Source organism: Neisseria perflava (assembly GCF_019334725.1).
Lineage (GTDB): Bacteria > Pseudomonadota > Gammaproteobacteria > Burkholderiales > Neisseriaceae > Neisseria > Neisseria subflava_A.
This window is the reverse complement of record NZ_CP079818.1, coordinates 2135258-2149552: the sequence shown is the minus strand read 5'-3', so window position 1 is coordinate 2149552 and position 14295 is coordinate 2135258. Positions and strand designations below refer to the sequence as shown.

The 14295-nt window shown below is 50.8% G+C and carries 12 protein-coding genes and 2 tRNA genes; 11 read left to right on the top strand and 3 right to left on the bottom strand.

Going from position 1 to position 14295, the window contains the following annotated elements:
- The first annotated feature begins 44 nt into the window (after positions 1 to 44).
- The 10 genes from LPB400_RS10290 (at position 45) to LPB400_RS10245 (ending at position 9361) form a co-directional block, all read left to right on the top strand.
- Positions 45 to 758, top strand: coding sequence for a GntR family transcriptional regulator (locus tag LPB400_RS10290; RefSeq protein WP_003748847.1), 714 nt, complete (start codon positions 45 to 47; stop codon positions 756 to 758).
- Positions 759 to 830: 72 nt separating this feature from the next.
- Complete coding sequence (locus tag LPB400_RS10285) at positions 831 to 1610, top strand: DeoR/GlpR family DNA-binding transcription regulator (protein WP_219088912.1); 780 nt, start codon at positions 831 to 833, stop codon at positions 1608 to 1610.
- 105 nt (positions 1611 to 1715) lie between these two features.
- Positions 1716 to 3404: a glutamine--tRNA ligase/YqeY domain fusion protein gene (locus tag LPB400_RS10280; protein WP_219088910.1), complete on the top strand. Its 1689-nt coding sequence runs from the start codon at positions 1716 to 1718 to the stop codon at positions 3402 to 3404.
- A gap of 74 nt (positions 3405 to 3478) precedes the next feature.
- On the top strand, positions 3479 to 4234 hold the full coding sequence (locus tag LPB400_RS10275; protein ID WP_219088907.1) for a hypothetical protein: 756 nt from the start codon (positions 3479 to 3481) through the stop codon (positions 4232 to 4234).
- 57 nt (positions 4235 to 4291) lie between these two features.
- The gene (locus tag LPB400_RS10270; RefSeq protein WP_219088906.1) at positions 4292 to 5194 is read left to right on the top strand and encodes a DMT family transporter; all 903 of its coding nucleotides are present in this window, start codon (positions 4292 to 4294) and stop codon (positions 5192 to 5194) included.
- 244 nt (positions 5195 to 5438) lie between these two features.
- Positions 5439 to 6698, top strand: a complete 1260-nt coding sequence (rho, locus tag LPB400_RS10265) for a transcription termination factor Rho (protein WP_003748836.1) — start codon at positions 5439 to 5441, stop codon at positions 6696 to 6698.
- 56 nt (positions 6699 to 6754) lie between these two features.
- Positions 6755 to 8113 (top strand): deoxyguanosinetriphosphate triphosphohydrolase, encoded by a 1359-nt coding sequence (locus LPB400_RS10260; RefSeq protein ID WP_049336415.1) that lies wholly within the window; start codon positions 6755 to 6757, stop codon positions 8111 to 8113.
- A gap of 133 nt (positions 8114 to 8246) precedes the next feature.
- Positions 8247 to 8323: transfer RNA gene (locus LPB400_RS10255), tRNA-Arg, on the top strand.
- 12 nt (positions 8324 to 8335) lie between these two features.
- A tRNA-Glu gene (locus LPB400_RS10250) sits at positions 8336 to 8410 on the top strand.
- A gap of 393 nt (positions 8411 to 8803) precedes the next feature.
- Positions 8804 to 9361: a hypothetical protein gene (locus tag LPB400_RS10245; protein ID WP_219088903.1), complete on the top strand. Its 558-nt coding sequence runs from the start codon at positions 8804 to 8806 to the stop codon at positions 9359 to 9361.
- An 83-nt stretch (positions 9362 to 9444) separates the two neighbouring features.
- Here the strand turns inward: LPB400_RS10245 and LPB400_RS10240 are convergent, their stop codons facing one another.
- The 3 genes from LPB400_RS10240 to LPB400_RS10230 form a co-directional block, all read right to left on the bottom strand.
- The gene (locus tag LPB400_RS10240; protein WP_003748830.1) at positions 9445 to 10755 is read right to left on the bottom strand and encodes an NCS2 family permease; all 1311 of its coding nucleotides are present in this window, start codon (positions 10753 to 10755) and stop codon (positions 9445 to 9447) included.
- Positions 10756 to 10984: 229 nt separating this feature from the next.
- Positions 10985 to 12307: a tRNA (N6-isopentenyl adenosine(37)-C2)-methylthiotransferase MiaB gene (gene miaB / locus LPB400_RS10235; RefSeq protein ID WP_004519557.1), complete on the bottom strand. Its 1323-nt coding sequence runs from the start codon at positions 12305 to 12307 to the stop codon at positions 10985 to 10987.
- Positions 12308 to 12380: 73 nt separating this feature from the next.
- Entirely contained in the window at positions 12381 to 12776 is a 396-nt protein-coding gene (locus LPB400_RS10230; protein WP_004519559.1) for a hypothetical protein, read from the bottom strand.
- 198 nt (positions 12777 to 12974) lie between these two features.
- On the opposite strand from LPB400_RS10230, the gene hemL reads away from it, so the two are divergent.
- Complete coding sequence (hemL, locus tag LPB400_RS10225) at positions 12975 to 14258, top strand: glutamate-1-semialdehyde 2,1-aminomutase (protein WP_107697155.1); 1284 nt, start codon at positions 12975 to 12977, stop codon at positions 14256 to 14258.
- Positions 14259 to 14295 lie beyond the last annotated feature (37 nt).

The following is a 14295-nucleotide window of genomic DNA, read 5'->3' as shown; positions in this document are numbered from 1 at the left end:
GTTTGTAAACGCTTGCGCCTTAATACGGATACTGGGGAAACATTATGGATTACGAAAATAATACCAATGTTGCGCCTGCAACTTCATCACTTATTTTGGAAGAGCGTCACGATTCCGAACTCTTCCGCGTGTACGCATTGATTTTGGACGGGATTACCGACCATCTGCTGCTGCCGGGTAAAAAACTGACCGAGTCCGAGCTTTGCCGGCAAATGGTTTGCTCGCGCAATACCGTGCGTGGCGCATTATCGCTTTTGGCGCACGATAAAATCGTCGATTTGCAGCCCAACCGCGGCGCATTTGTCCATGTGCCGGACTTGAAAGAAATGAAAGACGTGTTCAACACGCGTATCGAAATGGAAAGCATGATTCTGAGCGTCCTTATCGATATGCCTGATTTGGAAACGCGCCTGCAACCGCTTTACGCCATGATTGAGCAAGAGGGCGCAGCCTCCGAAAGCGGAGACCGCGTGGGTTGGAACCGCCTGTCCAATGCCTTCCATGTCGAATTGGCGCGGCTGCTGGACAACGATGTTCTGTTTGAAATCATGAATACCTTGTGCGCGCGCTCTTCATTGATTGTGGCCGTTTCCGATCCGCTTCGCAAAGAAAAGCGCACCATTAATTCCAATTCGCACCATGAACACCGCGAAATCCTCGATTTATTAGTGGCCGGCAAGCGCAACCGTGTGACCAAAGTCATGCGCCGCCACTTGAGCGCGTGCATCGAACGCTTGGAACAGAAACTCGAAATGTAATCGGTTTGACAATAAAAAGGCCGTCTGAAATATTCAGACGGCCATTGGTTTATCCCTGCAAAGCAAAACGCCATGAAACCCAAAATCCAAAGACACGAACATATCCTCACCCTTATCCGCGAACATAACTTCATGACGGTGGAAGAGCTGGCGGCGAATTTGGATGTGACGCCGCAAACCATACGCCGCGATGTGCAGGAATTGAGCGAAACCGGGCAGCTCAAACGCTATCACGGCGGCGCATCTTTGGGAGACGTTTCAGTCGTAACGGCAGGGCAGGAGCGGCGCAACCATCAGCAGCAGGAAAAAAACGCCATTGCCCGTCTGATTGCTGCCACCATTCCCGATAATGCCTCGCTGTTTATCAGCATCGGCACAACCATGGAAGCCGTCGCCGCCGAGTTGGTCAGACAGCGTAAAAACCTGCGGATTATCACCAACAACATCTACGCTGCCTCCATCACTGCGGCGCGTACCGACTACACGGTCATCATCGCTTCCGGCGTGGTCCGCCCCTTGGACGGCGGCATTACGGGCGTGGCGACCGTCGATTTCATCAACCAATTCAAAGTCGACTATGCCATCATGAGTACCCACGGCATAGAAAACGACGGCTCGCTTTTGGATGACGATTACAAGGAAGTCAGCGTGATGCAGGCGATGGTGAACAATGCCCGCGTGCGCTATCTCGGCGTCGACCACAGTAAATTCAACAGCAATGCCTTGGTCCGACTGGGCGATATCGGCGCATTCGATAAGTTGTTTACCGACCGCACACCATCCGCCGCCATGCAGAAAACCCTAAACGAGCGCGGCGTGGCGTGGCAGGTTGCCGACCCTGTATCAAAGTAGCCAAGTCGGGTACAATTGAGCCATCATTCCATTCCTTTCAGACGGCCTGATTGAATGCCCAGGCCGTCTGAAAACAGAAAATCATCTTTCCATCAAAGAAATATTATGTTGAATAAAGACCAATTCGCGGACAACCATTTTATCCGCACCATTATCGAAGAAGACCTCAAAAGCGGTAAACATACAGCCATCCAAACCCGTTTTCCGCCTGAGCCAAACGGTTACTTGCACATCGGCCACGCCAAATCCATCTGCTTGAACTTCGGTTTGGCGTATATTTATGACGGCTTGTGCAACCTGCGTTTTGACGATACCAACCCTGAAAAAGAAAACGATGAATACGTCAACGCCATCAAAGAAGACGTTGAGTGGCTCGGTTTCCATTGGGCGGGTGAGCCGCGTTTCGCTTCCAACTATTTCGATCAGCTTTATGATTACGCAGTCGGCTTGATCAAAGACGGCAAAGCGTATGTCGATGATTTGACTCCCGAAGAAATGCGTGAATACCGCGGTACGCTGACCGAAGCAGGCAAAAACAGCCCTTACCGCGACCGCAGTATCGAAGAAAACCTCGACCTGTTCACACGCATGAAAAACGGCGAGTTCCCCGATGGCAGCAAAACCCTGCGTCTGAAAATCGATATGGCTTCGGGCAACATCAATATGCGCGATCCCGTCATCTACCGCATCCGCCGCGCCCATCACCACAACACCGGCGACAAATGGTGCATCTACCCGATGTACGACTACACGCATTGCATTTCCGATGCCATCGAAGGCATCACGCATTCCTTGTGTACGCTCGAATTTGAAGCCCACCGTCCGCTTTACGACTGGGTGTTGGACAACATCCCTGCGCCGCACGCCACACGTCCGCGCCAATACGAGTTTTCCCGTTTGGAGCTTTTGTATTCCATCACATCCAAACGCAAGCTAAACCAGCTGGTTTCAGACGGCCACGTTTCCGGCTGGGACGATCCGCGTATGCCGACGATTTCCGGTATGCGCCGCCGCGGTTACACGCCCGAAGGTCTGCGCCTGTTTGCCAAACGCGCCGGTATTTCCAAATCTGAAAACGTGGTCGATATGAGCGTGTTGGAAGGCGCGATTCGTGAAGAGCTGGAAAACTCCGCGCCGCGCCTGATGGCGGTTTTGAACCCGCTCAAAGTCACTCTGACCAACTTTGAAGCCGGCAAAACCCAAAGCCGCCGTGCCGCGTTCCATCCGAACCACGAAGAAATGGGCGATCGCGAAGTGCCTATTTCCCAGACCATCTACATCGAAGCCGACGACTTTGCCGAAAATCCGCCCAAAGGCTTCAAACGCCTGATTCCCGGCGGCGAAGTGCGCTTGCGCCACGGCTATGTCATCAAGTGCGATGAGGTAGTAAAAGACGAGGCAGGCAATGTAGTCGAACTCAAGTGCAGCATCGACCACGATACCTTGGGCAAAAATCCCGAAGGCCGAAAAGTCAAAGGCGTGATTCACTGGGTTTCCGCCGAACACGCCGCCGAAATCAAAGTCCGCCTCTACGACCGCCTCTTTACCGTCGAGCGTCCCGATGCCGTGCGTGGCGAAGACGGCAACTACCTGCCGTTTACCGATTTCCTCAACCCTGAATCCATTAAGGAAATCACCGCCTACGCCGAGCCTGTCGCAAAAGATTTGCCGGCGGAGAGCCGTTGGCAGTTTGAACGCATCGGCTATTTCGTCACCGACCGCAAAGACCACAGCAAAGACACGCCGGTGTTTAACCGCACGGTAACGCTGAAAGATTCTTGGCAGGCAAAATAATTGGTAAGAAGGCAGTCAGTATGCACTGGCTGCCTTTATTGTGTTTAAATTTTTGATTTTATAATAGGAATTTTATGGAAAACCAAATACCCACTTCACAGGAAGTTCGATATCACGAACCCAAACGCCTTCCTGCTTCTGCAGGCATCAAGTGGATTACCGACGCTTTCGGTATTTTCAAACTTCATCCGTGGAAATGGATAGGCGTATTATTGGCTTATATGGTCGTAGGCTTTGTGGTTTCTATTATTGACTTACTAGGAATTAATGCGCTTTCTAGTTTAAAAGGTATTGTATTCAGCTGGGTGGGTTCATGCTTAGTAGGCGGAGCTATGTATGTTGCTAACAATATCAATAATGGAAAAGCATTTGATGTGAAAGATTTTTTTATTGTTTTTTTAGATAAAAAAATGAGTTTTTTCATTTTATTGTTACTTCAGGTGCTGTTCAGTATAGCTGTTAGTTTGCTTATCATTCCGCTATATTTTGCAGGTCATTGGGCAATGATGATAGGTGTTGTATTGATTGTTATTGTCCTTTTGTCTATATTTTTATTAACCCCCGCTTTGATTGTTTTAGATGGTCTGAAGCCATGGGAGGCTATTAAAGCTAATGTTAAAGCGGCTATGTGTAATATTCCTGCAATATTAGTTTATGTTGTAGGTGTGGCTCTCTATTCTTTTATGTGGGGCGTATTAGGCAGCATGTTAGGCCAGTGGATTATCATGATCATACTTTTACTATTCCTACCTGTCAGCGCAGTTTTACTGCTGGCTCCTTATATTGCTTACCGCAGTATTTACCCTAATGGTCGTATTGTAAAATCCTAAGTGGATAAAGGCCGTCTGAAACATTTTCAGACGGCCTTTGTCGATAAAAGGGATGAGATGGAACGTTATTCTGTACATTTGAAACTGCTGGGAATGGCAGTGTTGTGGGGTGCGTCTTGGCCGATGGGGCGGATGCTGGGGCAGTCGTTGCCACCGCTGACGGGCGGGGCGGTTCGGTTTGTACTGGCTTCGGTTTTGTTGTTGGGCTGGTTGTTTGCGCGTAGCAGGTTCACGACTTTGGCGGCTTTGTCGGCACGACAATGGCTGGGTTTGACGGCAGCCGCTTCCGTCGGCGTGTGCGGCTATGCGGTATTTTTTATGCTGGGTTTGCAGACTATGCCGGCAGGCAAGGCGGCGGTGGTCGTGGCGGTGAACCCCGTGTTGACGCTGCTGTTGGCAACTTGGTTTTTCGGCGAGCGTCTAAACGCGAAGATTTTGGCGGGTATGCTGCTGGCGGTCGGCGGTGCCATTATGGTGGTAACGCAAGGGCAGCCGTTGACGGTATTATCGGGCGGCATCAAGGCGGGGGAGTGGCTGATTTTCGGCTGCGTGGTTTGTTGGGCGGCTTATACCTTAATCGGTCGTGCGGTTTTGCGTGGGATAGATGCGCTGACGGTAACGACGGCAACGTCGTTCATTGGTGCGTTGATGTTGTCGGTGGTGGCGTTGTGGACGGATGGAGTGCCGTTTGAGGCGATAGCGGCAATGGATGGGCGCGGTTGGACAGCCTTGGCGTGGCTGGTCATCGGCGCAACGGTATTGGCCTATGCGTGGTATTTCGAAGGCGTAAAGACTTTGGGCGCAGGCAGTGCGGCGGCGTATATTACGCTTGTGCCGATTTTCGGTGTGCTGTCTTCGGCGTGGTTTTTGGGCGAACCGCTGCATATTTCGCTGGTCGCAGGCTGCGCGGCGGCAGTCGGCGGCATGACGCTGATGAGGTATGGGCAGAAGGCCGTCTGAAGTTGGGCAAATACTCGGATTTTGGGCGATGGGGTTGCGATTGCCAAGCTGTTGCCGGCCATAATCTTATTGCAAGGTAAGATTATGGTCTCGGCTCAGCGTTCGATTTAAAAATTTGACACCCTGCCTCCAACTGCCTAAAATTCAACTTTCTCAAAAATCTACCGTATCCTGCGGCACGATTTCATACTTTCAGACGGCCTGTGTGCCATCTCTCTGATACCATCCAAAATATATCAATACTATGCACGTTTCAGAACTCCAAACCCTCCACATTTCCAAACTCTTGGAAATGGCAGAAGAACATGGCATTGAAAACGCCAACCGTTTCCGCAAACAAGACCTCGTTTTTGCCATCGTCCGCCAGATGATGAAGCAGAATGTCAGCTTTACCTGTTCGGGCACACTGGAAATCCTGCCTGACGGCTTCGGTTTCCTGCGCAGCGCAGATACTTCTTATCTTGCCGGCCCTGACGATATTTATGTTTCGCCCACGCAAATCCGCCGCTTCAATCTGCACACCGGCGACACCATCGAAGGCAGCGTGCGCGTGCCGAAAGACAACGAGCGCTATTTCGCGCTTGTCCGCCTCGACACCATCAACGGCGATCCGCCCGAAGTCTGCAAACACAAAATCCTTTTTGAAAACCTCACGCCTTTATTCCCAACCGAACAATTCAAACTCGAGCGCGACATCAAAGCCGAAGAGAATCTGACCGGCCGCGCCATCGACTTGGTTTCCCCGATCGGTAAAGGCCAACGTGCATTGTTGGTGGCGCCGCCTAAAACCGGTAAAACCGTGATGTTGCAAAACATTGCCCACGCCATTACCGCCAATTATCCCGATGTCGAGCTGATTGTCCTGTTGATTGACGAGCGTCCGGAAGAAGTAACCGAAATGAGCCGTTCTGTACGCGGCGAAGTGGTTTCCTCTACGTTTGACGAACCTGCGCAACGCCATGTGCAAGTGGCCGAGATGGTGATTGAAAAAGCCAAACGTATGGTCGAACACAAAAAAGACGTGGTCATCCTGCTGGATTCGATTACCCGTTTGGCGCGTGCCTACAATACCGTCGTGCCGACTTCGGGCAAAATTCTGACCGGTGGTGTTGATGCCAACGCTTTGCACCGTCCAAAACGCTTTTTCGGCGCAGCGCGTAATGTGGAAGAGGGCGGTTCGCTTACCATTATTGCGACAGCGCTTGTTGAAACCGGCAGCCGCATGGACGACGTGATTTACGAAGAGTTCAAAGGTACGGGCAATATGGAATTGCACCTTGACCGCCGCATGGCAGAAAAACGCCTGTTCCCGGCCATCAGCATCAATAAATCCGGTACGCGCCGCGAAGAATTGCTGGTGCCGAACGATCAGTTGCAACGTATGTGGCTCTTGCGCAAATTCCTGCATCCTATGGACGAAATCGAAGCGACCGAGTTTTTGGTGGGTAAACTCAAAGACTCTAAAAACAATGACGATTTCTTTGAATTGATGCGCGGTAAATAAGCATAAGGCCGTCTGAATTTGTTTCAGACGGCCTTTACTTTGCTTGAGGAACCTTTATGACCATCCGAATGAATTGGCAAAACTTATTATCCACCCAACGCTTCCGCACTAAAAACGGCGAAATCGTGCCGACCGTTACCCCTTCGACTCAGGAAGGTGCCGATGCCTTGCGTACGGATTTTCACATCGACTACGACCGGGTTGTTTTTTCCGGAGCCTTCCGCCGCCTTGGCCGTAAAACGCAGGTGCATCCGTTGGCGCAACATGACTTGACGCACAACCGCCTGACGCACAGCGTTGAAGTTGCCAGCGTGGGCAGGAGCTTAGGCAACCGCGTGGGCGTGATGTTGCACAACGGCGGTTTTCTGCCGCAGGGCAATACGCCCAGCGATATTGGTGCCGTGGTGCAGGTTGCCTGTTTGGCGCATGATTTGGGCAATCCGCCATTTGGTCATACCGGCGAAGATGCTTTGCGTGATTGGTTCAGACGGCCTGAACATCAAATTTATCTGAACACATTAAACGAAGCGGAACGCAACGATATTCAAACCTATGAAGGCAATGCGCATAGCCTGCGTATCGTCGCCAGCCTTGAAATGTATCCGGAGGCGGGCGGAATGCGCCTGACTGCGGCAGCTATCGGCGCATTGCTGAAGTATCCGTGGACAACGCAACATCCGAACGGCAGAAAGAAATTCAATATTTATCAAACAGAGTTGCCATTTATCCGTCAAGTTGCCGACGAATTGGGACTGGTTTCCGCAGGAGTGGATAGCTGGGCGCGCCATCCTTTGTCTTATTTGATGGAGGCTGCCGACGATATTTGCTATGCCTTGCTGGACTTGGAAGATGCCGTCGAATTGGATTTGCTCACGGATACGGAAGTGGAGAGTATCTTGTCCGAGCTGACCTTTGCTGAAAGCGCATGGCACGCCAGCTCCAGCCGTCAGCGTTGCGCCATGTTACGTGGCATTGCGATCGGCAAGGCGATTGATGATGTCGCGCAAACCTTTATGTTGCATCAGTCCGATTTGTTGGACGGAACATTCAAAGGCAAAGACTTGCTTGCTCTGTGTAGCCCGCAAGTGCAAAACACTTTGGCAAAAGCGAAAGAATTGGCGCAAACACGGATTTTCCGCCATCACACCAAGCTGTTGACCGAAATTGCCACGTTCCCATGCTTAGGCTCTATCTTAGATTTACTTGTCCCTGCCGCGTATGCACTGATTGCTGAAAAACAGCTGGCAACACGTCAGTCTTTGGCGTTGGAATTATTGAAAAAGCACAATCCGATTCTTCCTGAAGACAGTCTGTATCAGGCTTATATGAAGATTTTGGATTTTGTCGGCGGCATGACTGATAACTCCGCCGCTAAAATGGCGCAGGATTTGTCAGGAGTAGGGATTTTGCGTTAATTTTATATTGTTTAACTTCAATTGGTTAAATAAAAATATAAAAAAATATCTGTGAAAAGAGTAGACAGGTTTCAGTAAAGCCTATATTATTCGGTCTTCTTGATTCACAACGCACTTGCGAAGTGATGAGGATGCACCCGTAGCTCAGTTGGATAGAGTATCTGGCTACGAACCAGAGGGTCGGGCGTTCGAATCGCTCCGGGTGCGCCACAAGATTTATCCGCGCCCATCGTCTAGCGGTTAGGACATCGCCCTTTCACGGCGGTAACCGGGGTTCGATTCCCCGTGGGCGTGCCAGTTTTCAAAAAAACGCAATCTGTTTCAGATTGCGTTTTTTTATTGTATTTGCTGTGTATGTTTTATGGCCGTCTGAAACGCTCAGCAAATCCAGAGGCAGAAGTGTGTAAAATAAATTGTCCAGGCTTTTGTCATCTATATGCGCTTTTTAATCTCATTTTACCATTGCCAAAACTCAATTTATTGACAACAGTATTCATCTTAAAAATTCCCAAACCTGAATTTACATGATTTCATATTTATAATTATTTGATTTTATTTTATAAAAATATCTATTTGAACTTTTCTTAAAAAATGCCGTCTGAGATAAAGACAAGACGGAATATCTCTGTTAATGTGTAAATGTCAGCCGGCCTTTGCCAGTTTTTTATTGAAACCATTTGGGAGTCAATTATGAATATGAATGTTAAGTTAATCGTTCCTGCCGTTTTGGCGGCTGTTGCCCTGACTGCATGTAGCAGCGGTTCTAAAGCTAAACCTGAAGCTAAAGCTGCGCCTACTGCGCAACAACAAACTCAAGCTCAGGCTCAACAAGCTCAAGCTCCAGTACCTAATACTTTGAAAGTAGACTCTATCGACGGTACTAAAGAAGTTCACTACAAATGCGGTAAAGACGGCAAAGAGCCTCTGAGCGTAATGTACGGCTTCAAAGGCAATGAAGTTGTTGCCGCCCAAGTAAAATATAAAGGTCAATTAACTGAAAATCTGTTCCGTATCACTGACAGCAGCAAAGATGTAAACGCATTCTGGGGTGGCAATGTCGCTTGGGTTGCTGAAGCAGCCACTGCAGCCAACGTAGACAAAGTTGACGGCAATATGCTGACTATCCGTGGTACTACCGAAGTAAACGGCAAACAAGAAGTGGTTGATCAAATCATTACCCGCTTCTGCGCATTGGACAAAGGCGCGAAAGCTGCCGCTAAACCTGCTGCTAAAAAAGTGAAAAAATAATCTTTTACCGACAGCTTTAAACGCTGGGTAAAATAAAACAGGCCGTCTGAAAAGTTTTCAGACGGCCTGTTCTTTTGAGCGGTTTAACCTAAGAACCAGAATTTCAATGCCCACAATACGGCGACAATCCATACCATAGGCGGTACGTCTTGGGTGCGGTTGCACAAGAGCTTGATGAGTGCGTAGCTGATAAAGCCGAACGCAATACCGTCGGCAATCGAGTAGGTAAACGGCATGAAGACGATGGTCAGGAATGCCGGTGCGGCTTCGGTCATGTCGTCCCAATCGATTTCGCGCGCGCTGCGCAACATTTGCGCGCCAACATAGAGCAGGGCGGGAGCGGTAGCGAATGCAGGAATGCTTTGAACCAGCGGCGAGAAAATCAGGCAGGCCAGCATCAGGATGCCGACGGTAACGGCAGTCAGGCCGGTGCGGCCGCCGGCAGAAACACCTGCCGCGCTTTCAACGTAAGGGGTGGTAGAAGACGTACCCAAGGCGGCGCCTGCAACGATGGCGGTTGAGTCGGCAAGTAGGGCGCGTTTCAAACGCGGCAGTTTGCCGTCTTGCAACAGGCCTGCGCGGTGGGAAACGCCGACCAAGGTGCCGGTAGAGTCAAACAGGTCAACCAGGAAGAATACAAAAATCACGCTGACCATGCTGACGGTAAACAAGCCTTTAAAGTCCATCTGCATGAAGGTTGGCGCAATGCTCGGGACTTCGCCGACCACGCCTTTGAACTCGCTCAAGCCCAAGACGGTGGAGACGGCGGTCAGCGTCAGAATGGTAATGATGATGGAGCCTTTGACGCGGAAGTGGCCGAGTGCAACCACCATGACAAAGCCTGCCATCGCCAGCAGGGCGGTAGGCTGGTGGATGTCGCCCAAGCCGACCAATGTGGCAGGGTTGGCCACAATCACACCTGCGCCTTTGAGTGCAATCAATGCCAAGAAGAGGCCGATACCTGCGGCAATCGACATTTTCAAGCCCATAGGCAGCGCATTGACCAGCATTTCACGCACTTTAAAGAAGCTGAACAGGATGAAAATGATGCCGGAAATGAAAACGGCACCTAAAGCCACACGCCAGTCCACGCCCATGCCTTTGACGACGGCAAAGGTAAAATAGGCGTTCAAGCCCATGCCCGGCGCAAGGGCGATTGGGTAGTTGCCGACAAAGCCCATCACGAAACAGCCGATGGCGGAAGCGATACAGGTGGCCACAAATACGGCACCCATATCCATACCGGTTTCGCCCAAAATCAGGGGATTGACGATGATGATGTAACACATGGCGAGGAAGGTGGTCAAACCGGCCATGATTTCAGTGCGGACGTTGGTCTGATTGGCACTCAGGTTGAACAATCGTTCCAAAACGCTTTGATTTGAAGAACTCATTTAAAAATATTCCTTTTGGGAAAGCCGCTTGCGGGACGGCATCGTCGGATTGGTCTGCAAAAAGTTTGGTTTTTGGCCTTAACTTCTCAACAGATAAGGGAATTTTCGGGCGGTATTATACTGAAAAGCCTTTTGTTCGGGTAATAAAAATACATGAATCAGATAATGCCGGGCCGAACCAAGATAAAGGCCGTCTGAACAGTTTCAGACGGCCTTTGTTTGTGTGTGTTTATACCGGTTTGCCTTTCAGGGAGAAGGTGTAGGCTTCGGTGATTTCCAAATCGATCATTTGGTTGATCATGTCGGGTGTGCCGGTAAAGTTGACCACGCGGTTGTTGGCGGTACGGGCTTGCAGTTGGTCAGGGTCTTTTTTGGAGATACCTTCAACCAAGCAGCGTTGAACCGTGCCGACCATGGTTTGGTTGATGCGCGCGGTTTCGGCTTCGATGACTTCGTTCAAAGCTTCTAGGCGGCGCACTTTTTCTTCGTGCGGCGTGTCGTCGTGCAGGTTGGCGGCAGGCGTGCCAGGGCGTGGGCTGTAAATAAAGACGAAGCTCAAGTCGAAGGCGATGTCTTTGACCAGTTTCAAGGTTTGCTCGAACTCGCGCTCGGTCTCGCCCGGGAAGCCGACGATAAAGTCGGAGCTGAGGCACAAATCAGGACGGATGGCACGCAGTTTGCGGATGATGGATTTGTATTCCAAGGCGGTGTAGCCGCGTTTCATCGCGCTCAATACGCGGTCGGAGCCGCTTTGAATCGGCAGGTGCAGGTGGGAAACCAGCTTCGGCAGGTCGCGGTAGCACTCGATAATCGCGTCGGTAAATTCGCGCGGATGGCTGGTGGTAAAGCGCAGGCGTTCGATGCCCGGGATTTCGTGGACGATGCGCAACAAAGTGGCAAAGTCGCAGATTTCGCCGTTTTCCATTTCGCCGCGATAGGCATTGACGTTTTGGCCTAAGAGGTTGATTTCTTTAACGCCTTGTTGCGCCAAACCGGCAATTTCAGTCAATACGTCGTTGAGCGGGCGGGAGAATTCTTCGCCGCGTGTGTAAGGGACGACGCAGTAAGAGCAGTATTTGGAACAGCCTTCCATAATGGAAATGAATGCCGAGCCGCCTTCTACGCGCGCAGGCGGCAGGTGGTCGAATTTCTCGATTTCGGGGAAGGAAATGTCGATTTGAGACAGGCCGGTGGTTTCTTTGTCGACGATGAGTTTGGGCAGGCGGTGCAGCGTTTGCGGGCCGAAAACCACGTCCACATACGGAGCGCGTTTGACGATGTTTTCGCCTTCTTGAGAGGCAACGCAGCCGGCAACGCCGATGATTACGTTTGGGTTTTTCTCTTTGAGCGGACGTACGCGGCCTAAGTCGGAGAAGACTTTCTCTTGCGCTTTTTCACGCACGGAGCAGGTGTTGAACAAGATGATGTCGGCGTCGTCAGGTTGGGTAACCTGCTCGATGCCGCCGTGTTCTTCAGCGAGGACGGACAGCATTTTTTCGCTGTCGTACTCGTTCATTTGGCACCCAAAGGTGCGGATAAATACTTTTTTCATGGTTTGTTTTGATTGACTTGCTTGTTGTAAAAGGGTTCAGACGGCCTGTGAAATACTTGGGCCGTCTGAAAAATTATTCTTCCGCCTGTTTTTGCGCTTTGGCGTGAGCGGCAAACCTGTCGGCCTCGGCATCGGTCAGAATCCAGATTTCGCGGACGAGGCGGCTTTCTTCGTTGTATTTGAACGCGACGGCTTTGCCGGTTTGATTCAGCAGGCGGCCCATAGGAATGAAACGATCGTTTTCATCGTGGATTTTGGTAAAGCGCGTGATTTGCAGTTTGGCCGCATTGCCGTCCACAATTCCCAAGGTCAGCAGGCGCGTCCAAGAAAAACCGCCTTTGCTGACTTTCAGATAAGGCAGATCGACAGTTTTTAAAACGGCCACGTCCATATCATCAGGCAGGCTGCGTTGTGCATGGACGAGGGAGGACGCCAAAAGGGCGAGGCTGAGTATGAATCCGCGTAACATGATGCTTTTCTTTTATTGTTTCAATAGGTCGCGGATTATAGCACAAGCAGGAAAAATGTGGATAGAGTGTTTGTTTTTAAAGAATAATTTTGATTTTGCTCCCGATTCTTATTTTGAAGCTTGGGCCGTCTGAAAAGGATTTGGTGTTAAAATGGCTCCGATTTGATTTTCAGACGACCTCTTACGAAAGAATTGACCATGAACCGTAATGAAAGCTTGTTCAACCGCGCCAAAGCCATTATTCCCGGCGGCGTAAACTCTCCTGTGCGCGCATTCGGCAGCGTCGGCGGCGTGCCGCGCTTTATCAAAAAGGCAGAAGGCGCGTATGTTTGGGATGAAAACGGCACGCGTTATACCGACTATGTCGGCTCTTGGGGCCCTGCGATTGTCGGCCATGCCCATCCTGAAGTCATTGAAGCCGTGCGCGAAGCAGCATTGGGCGGTTTGTCGTTTGGTGCGCCAACTGAAGGCGAAATTGTCATTGCCGAGGAAATCGCCAAAATCATGCCGTCCGTCGAGCAGCTGCGCCTTGTCAGCTCCGGTACGGAAGCAACGATGACCGCCATCCGTCTGGCACGCGGTTTTACCGGCCGCGACAAAATCATCAAGTTTGAAGGCTGCTACCACGGCCATTCCGACAGCCTGTTGGTTAAAGCAGGCAGCGGTCTGCTGACGTTTGGCAATCCTTCTTCCGCCGGTGTGCCTGCCGATTTTACCAAACACACTTTGGTACTCGAGTACAACAATATCGCCCAACTGGAAGAAGCCTTTGCACAAAGCGGCAATGACATCGCCTGTGTGATTTTGGAGCCTTTTGTCGGCAATATGAATCTGGTTAGGCCGTCTGAAGCCTTTGTCAAAGCCTTGCGCGAATTGACTGAAAAACACGGTGCCGTGTTGATTTACGACGAAGTGATGACCGGCTTCCGCGTGGCGCTGGGTGGCGCGCAATCTTTGCACGGCATCAAACCTGATTTGACCACCATGGGCAAAGTGATCGGCGGCGGTATGCCTTTGGCGGCGTTCGGCGGCCGTAAAGACATTATGGAATGTATTTCCCCGTTGGGCGGCGTGTATCAGGCAGGTACATTGTCCGGCAATCCGATTGCGGTTGCCGCCGGTTTGAAAACGCTGGAAATCATTCAGCGCGAAGGCTTCTATGAAAACCTGACTGCCTTGACCCAACGCCTTGCCAACGGTATTGCCGATGCGGCTAAAGCACATGGCGTTGAATTTACGGCGGACAGCGTGGGCGGTATGTTTGGTTTGTATTTTGCCAGCCATACGCCGCAAAACTATGCTGACATGGCGCGTTCCAATATCGACGGTTTCAAACATTTCTTCCACGGTATGCTCGACCGCAATGTCGCATTCGGCCCGTCAGCTTATGAAGCCGGTTTTGTTTCCGCCGCGCATACGCCTGAGCTGATTGACGAAACCATTGCTGTGGCACATGAAGTGTTCAAAGGAATGGCAAAATAAAAGCTGAAGCTGTCATGTGAAAAAAGGCCGTCTGAAA

Coding starts and splice junctions, on each gene's coding strand:
- LPB400_RS10275 (WP_219088907.1), top strand. CDS start 3,479: ATGGAAAACCAAATACCCACTTCACAGGAAGTTCGATATCACGAACCC.
- LPB400_RS10270 (WP_219088906.1), top strand. CDS start 4,292: ATGGAACGTTATTCTGTACATTTGAAACTGCTGGGAATGGCAGTGTTG.
- rho (WP_003748836.1), top strand. CDS start 5,439: ATGCACGTTTCAGAACTCCAAACCCTCCACATTTCCAAACTCTTGGAA.
- LPB400_RS10260 (WP_049336415.1), top strand. CDS start 6,755: ATGACCATCCGAATGAATTGGCAAAACTTATTATCCACCCAACGCTTC.
- LPB400_RS10290 (WP_003748847.1), top strand. CDS start 45: ATGGATTACGAAAATAATACCAATGTTGCGCCTGCAACTTCATCACTT.
- miaB (WP_004519557.1), bottom strand. CDS start 12,307: ATGAAAAAAGTATTTATCCGCACCTTTGGGTGCCAAATGAACGAGTAC.
- LPB400_RS10285 (WP_219088912.1), top strand. CDS start 831: ATGAAACCCAAAATCCAAAGACACGAACATATCCTCACCCTTATCCGC.
- LPB400_RS10240 (WP_003748830.1), bottom strand. CDS start 10,755: ATGAGTTCTTCAAATCAAAGCGTTTTGGAACGATTGTTCAACCTGAGT.
- LPB400_RS10245 (WP_219088903.1), top strand. CDS start 8,804: ATGAATATGAATGTTAAGTTAATCGTTCCTGCCGTTTTGGCGGCTGTT.
- LPB400_RS10280 (WP_219088910.1), top strand. CDS start 1,716: ATGTTGAATAAAGACCAATTCGCGGACAACCATTTTATCCGCACCATT.
- LPB400_RS10230 (WP_004519559.1), bottom strand. CDS start 12,776: ATGTTACGCGGATTCATACTCAGCCTCGCCCTTTTGGCGTCCTCCCTC.
- hemL (WP_107697155.1), top strand. CDS start 12,975: ATGAACCGTAATGAAAGCTTGTTCAACCGCGCCAAAGCCATTATTCCC.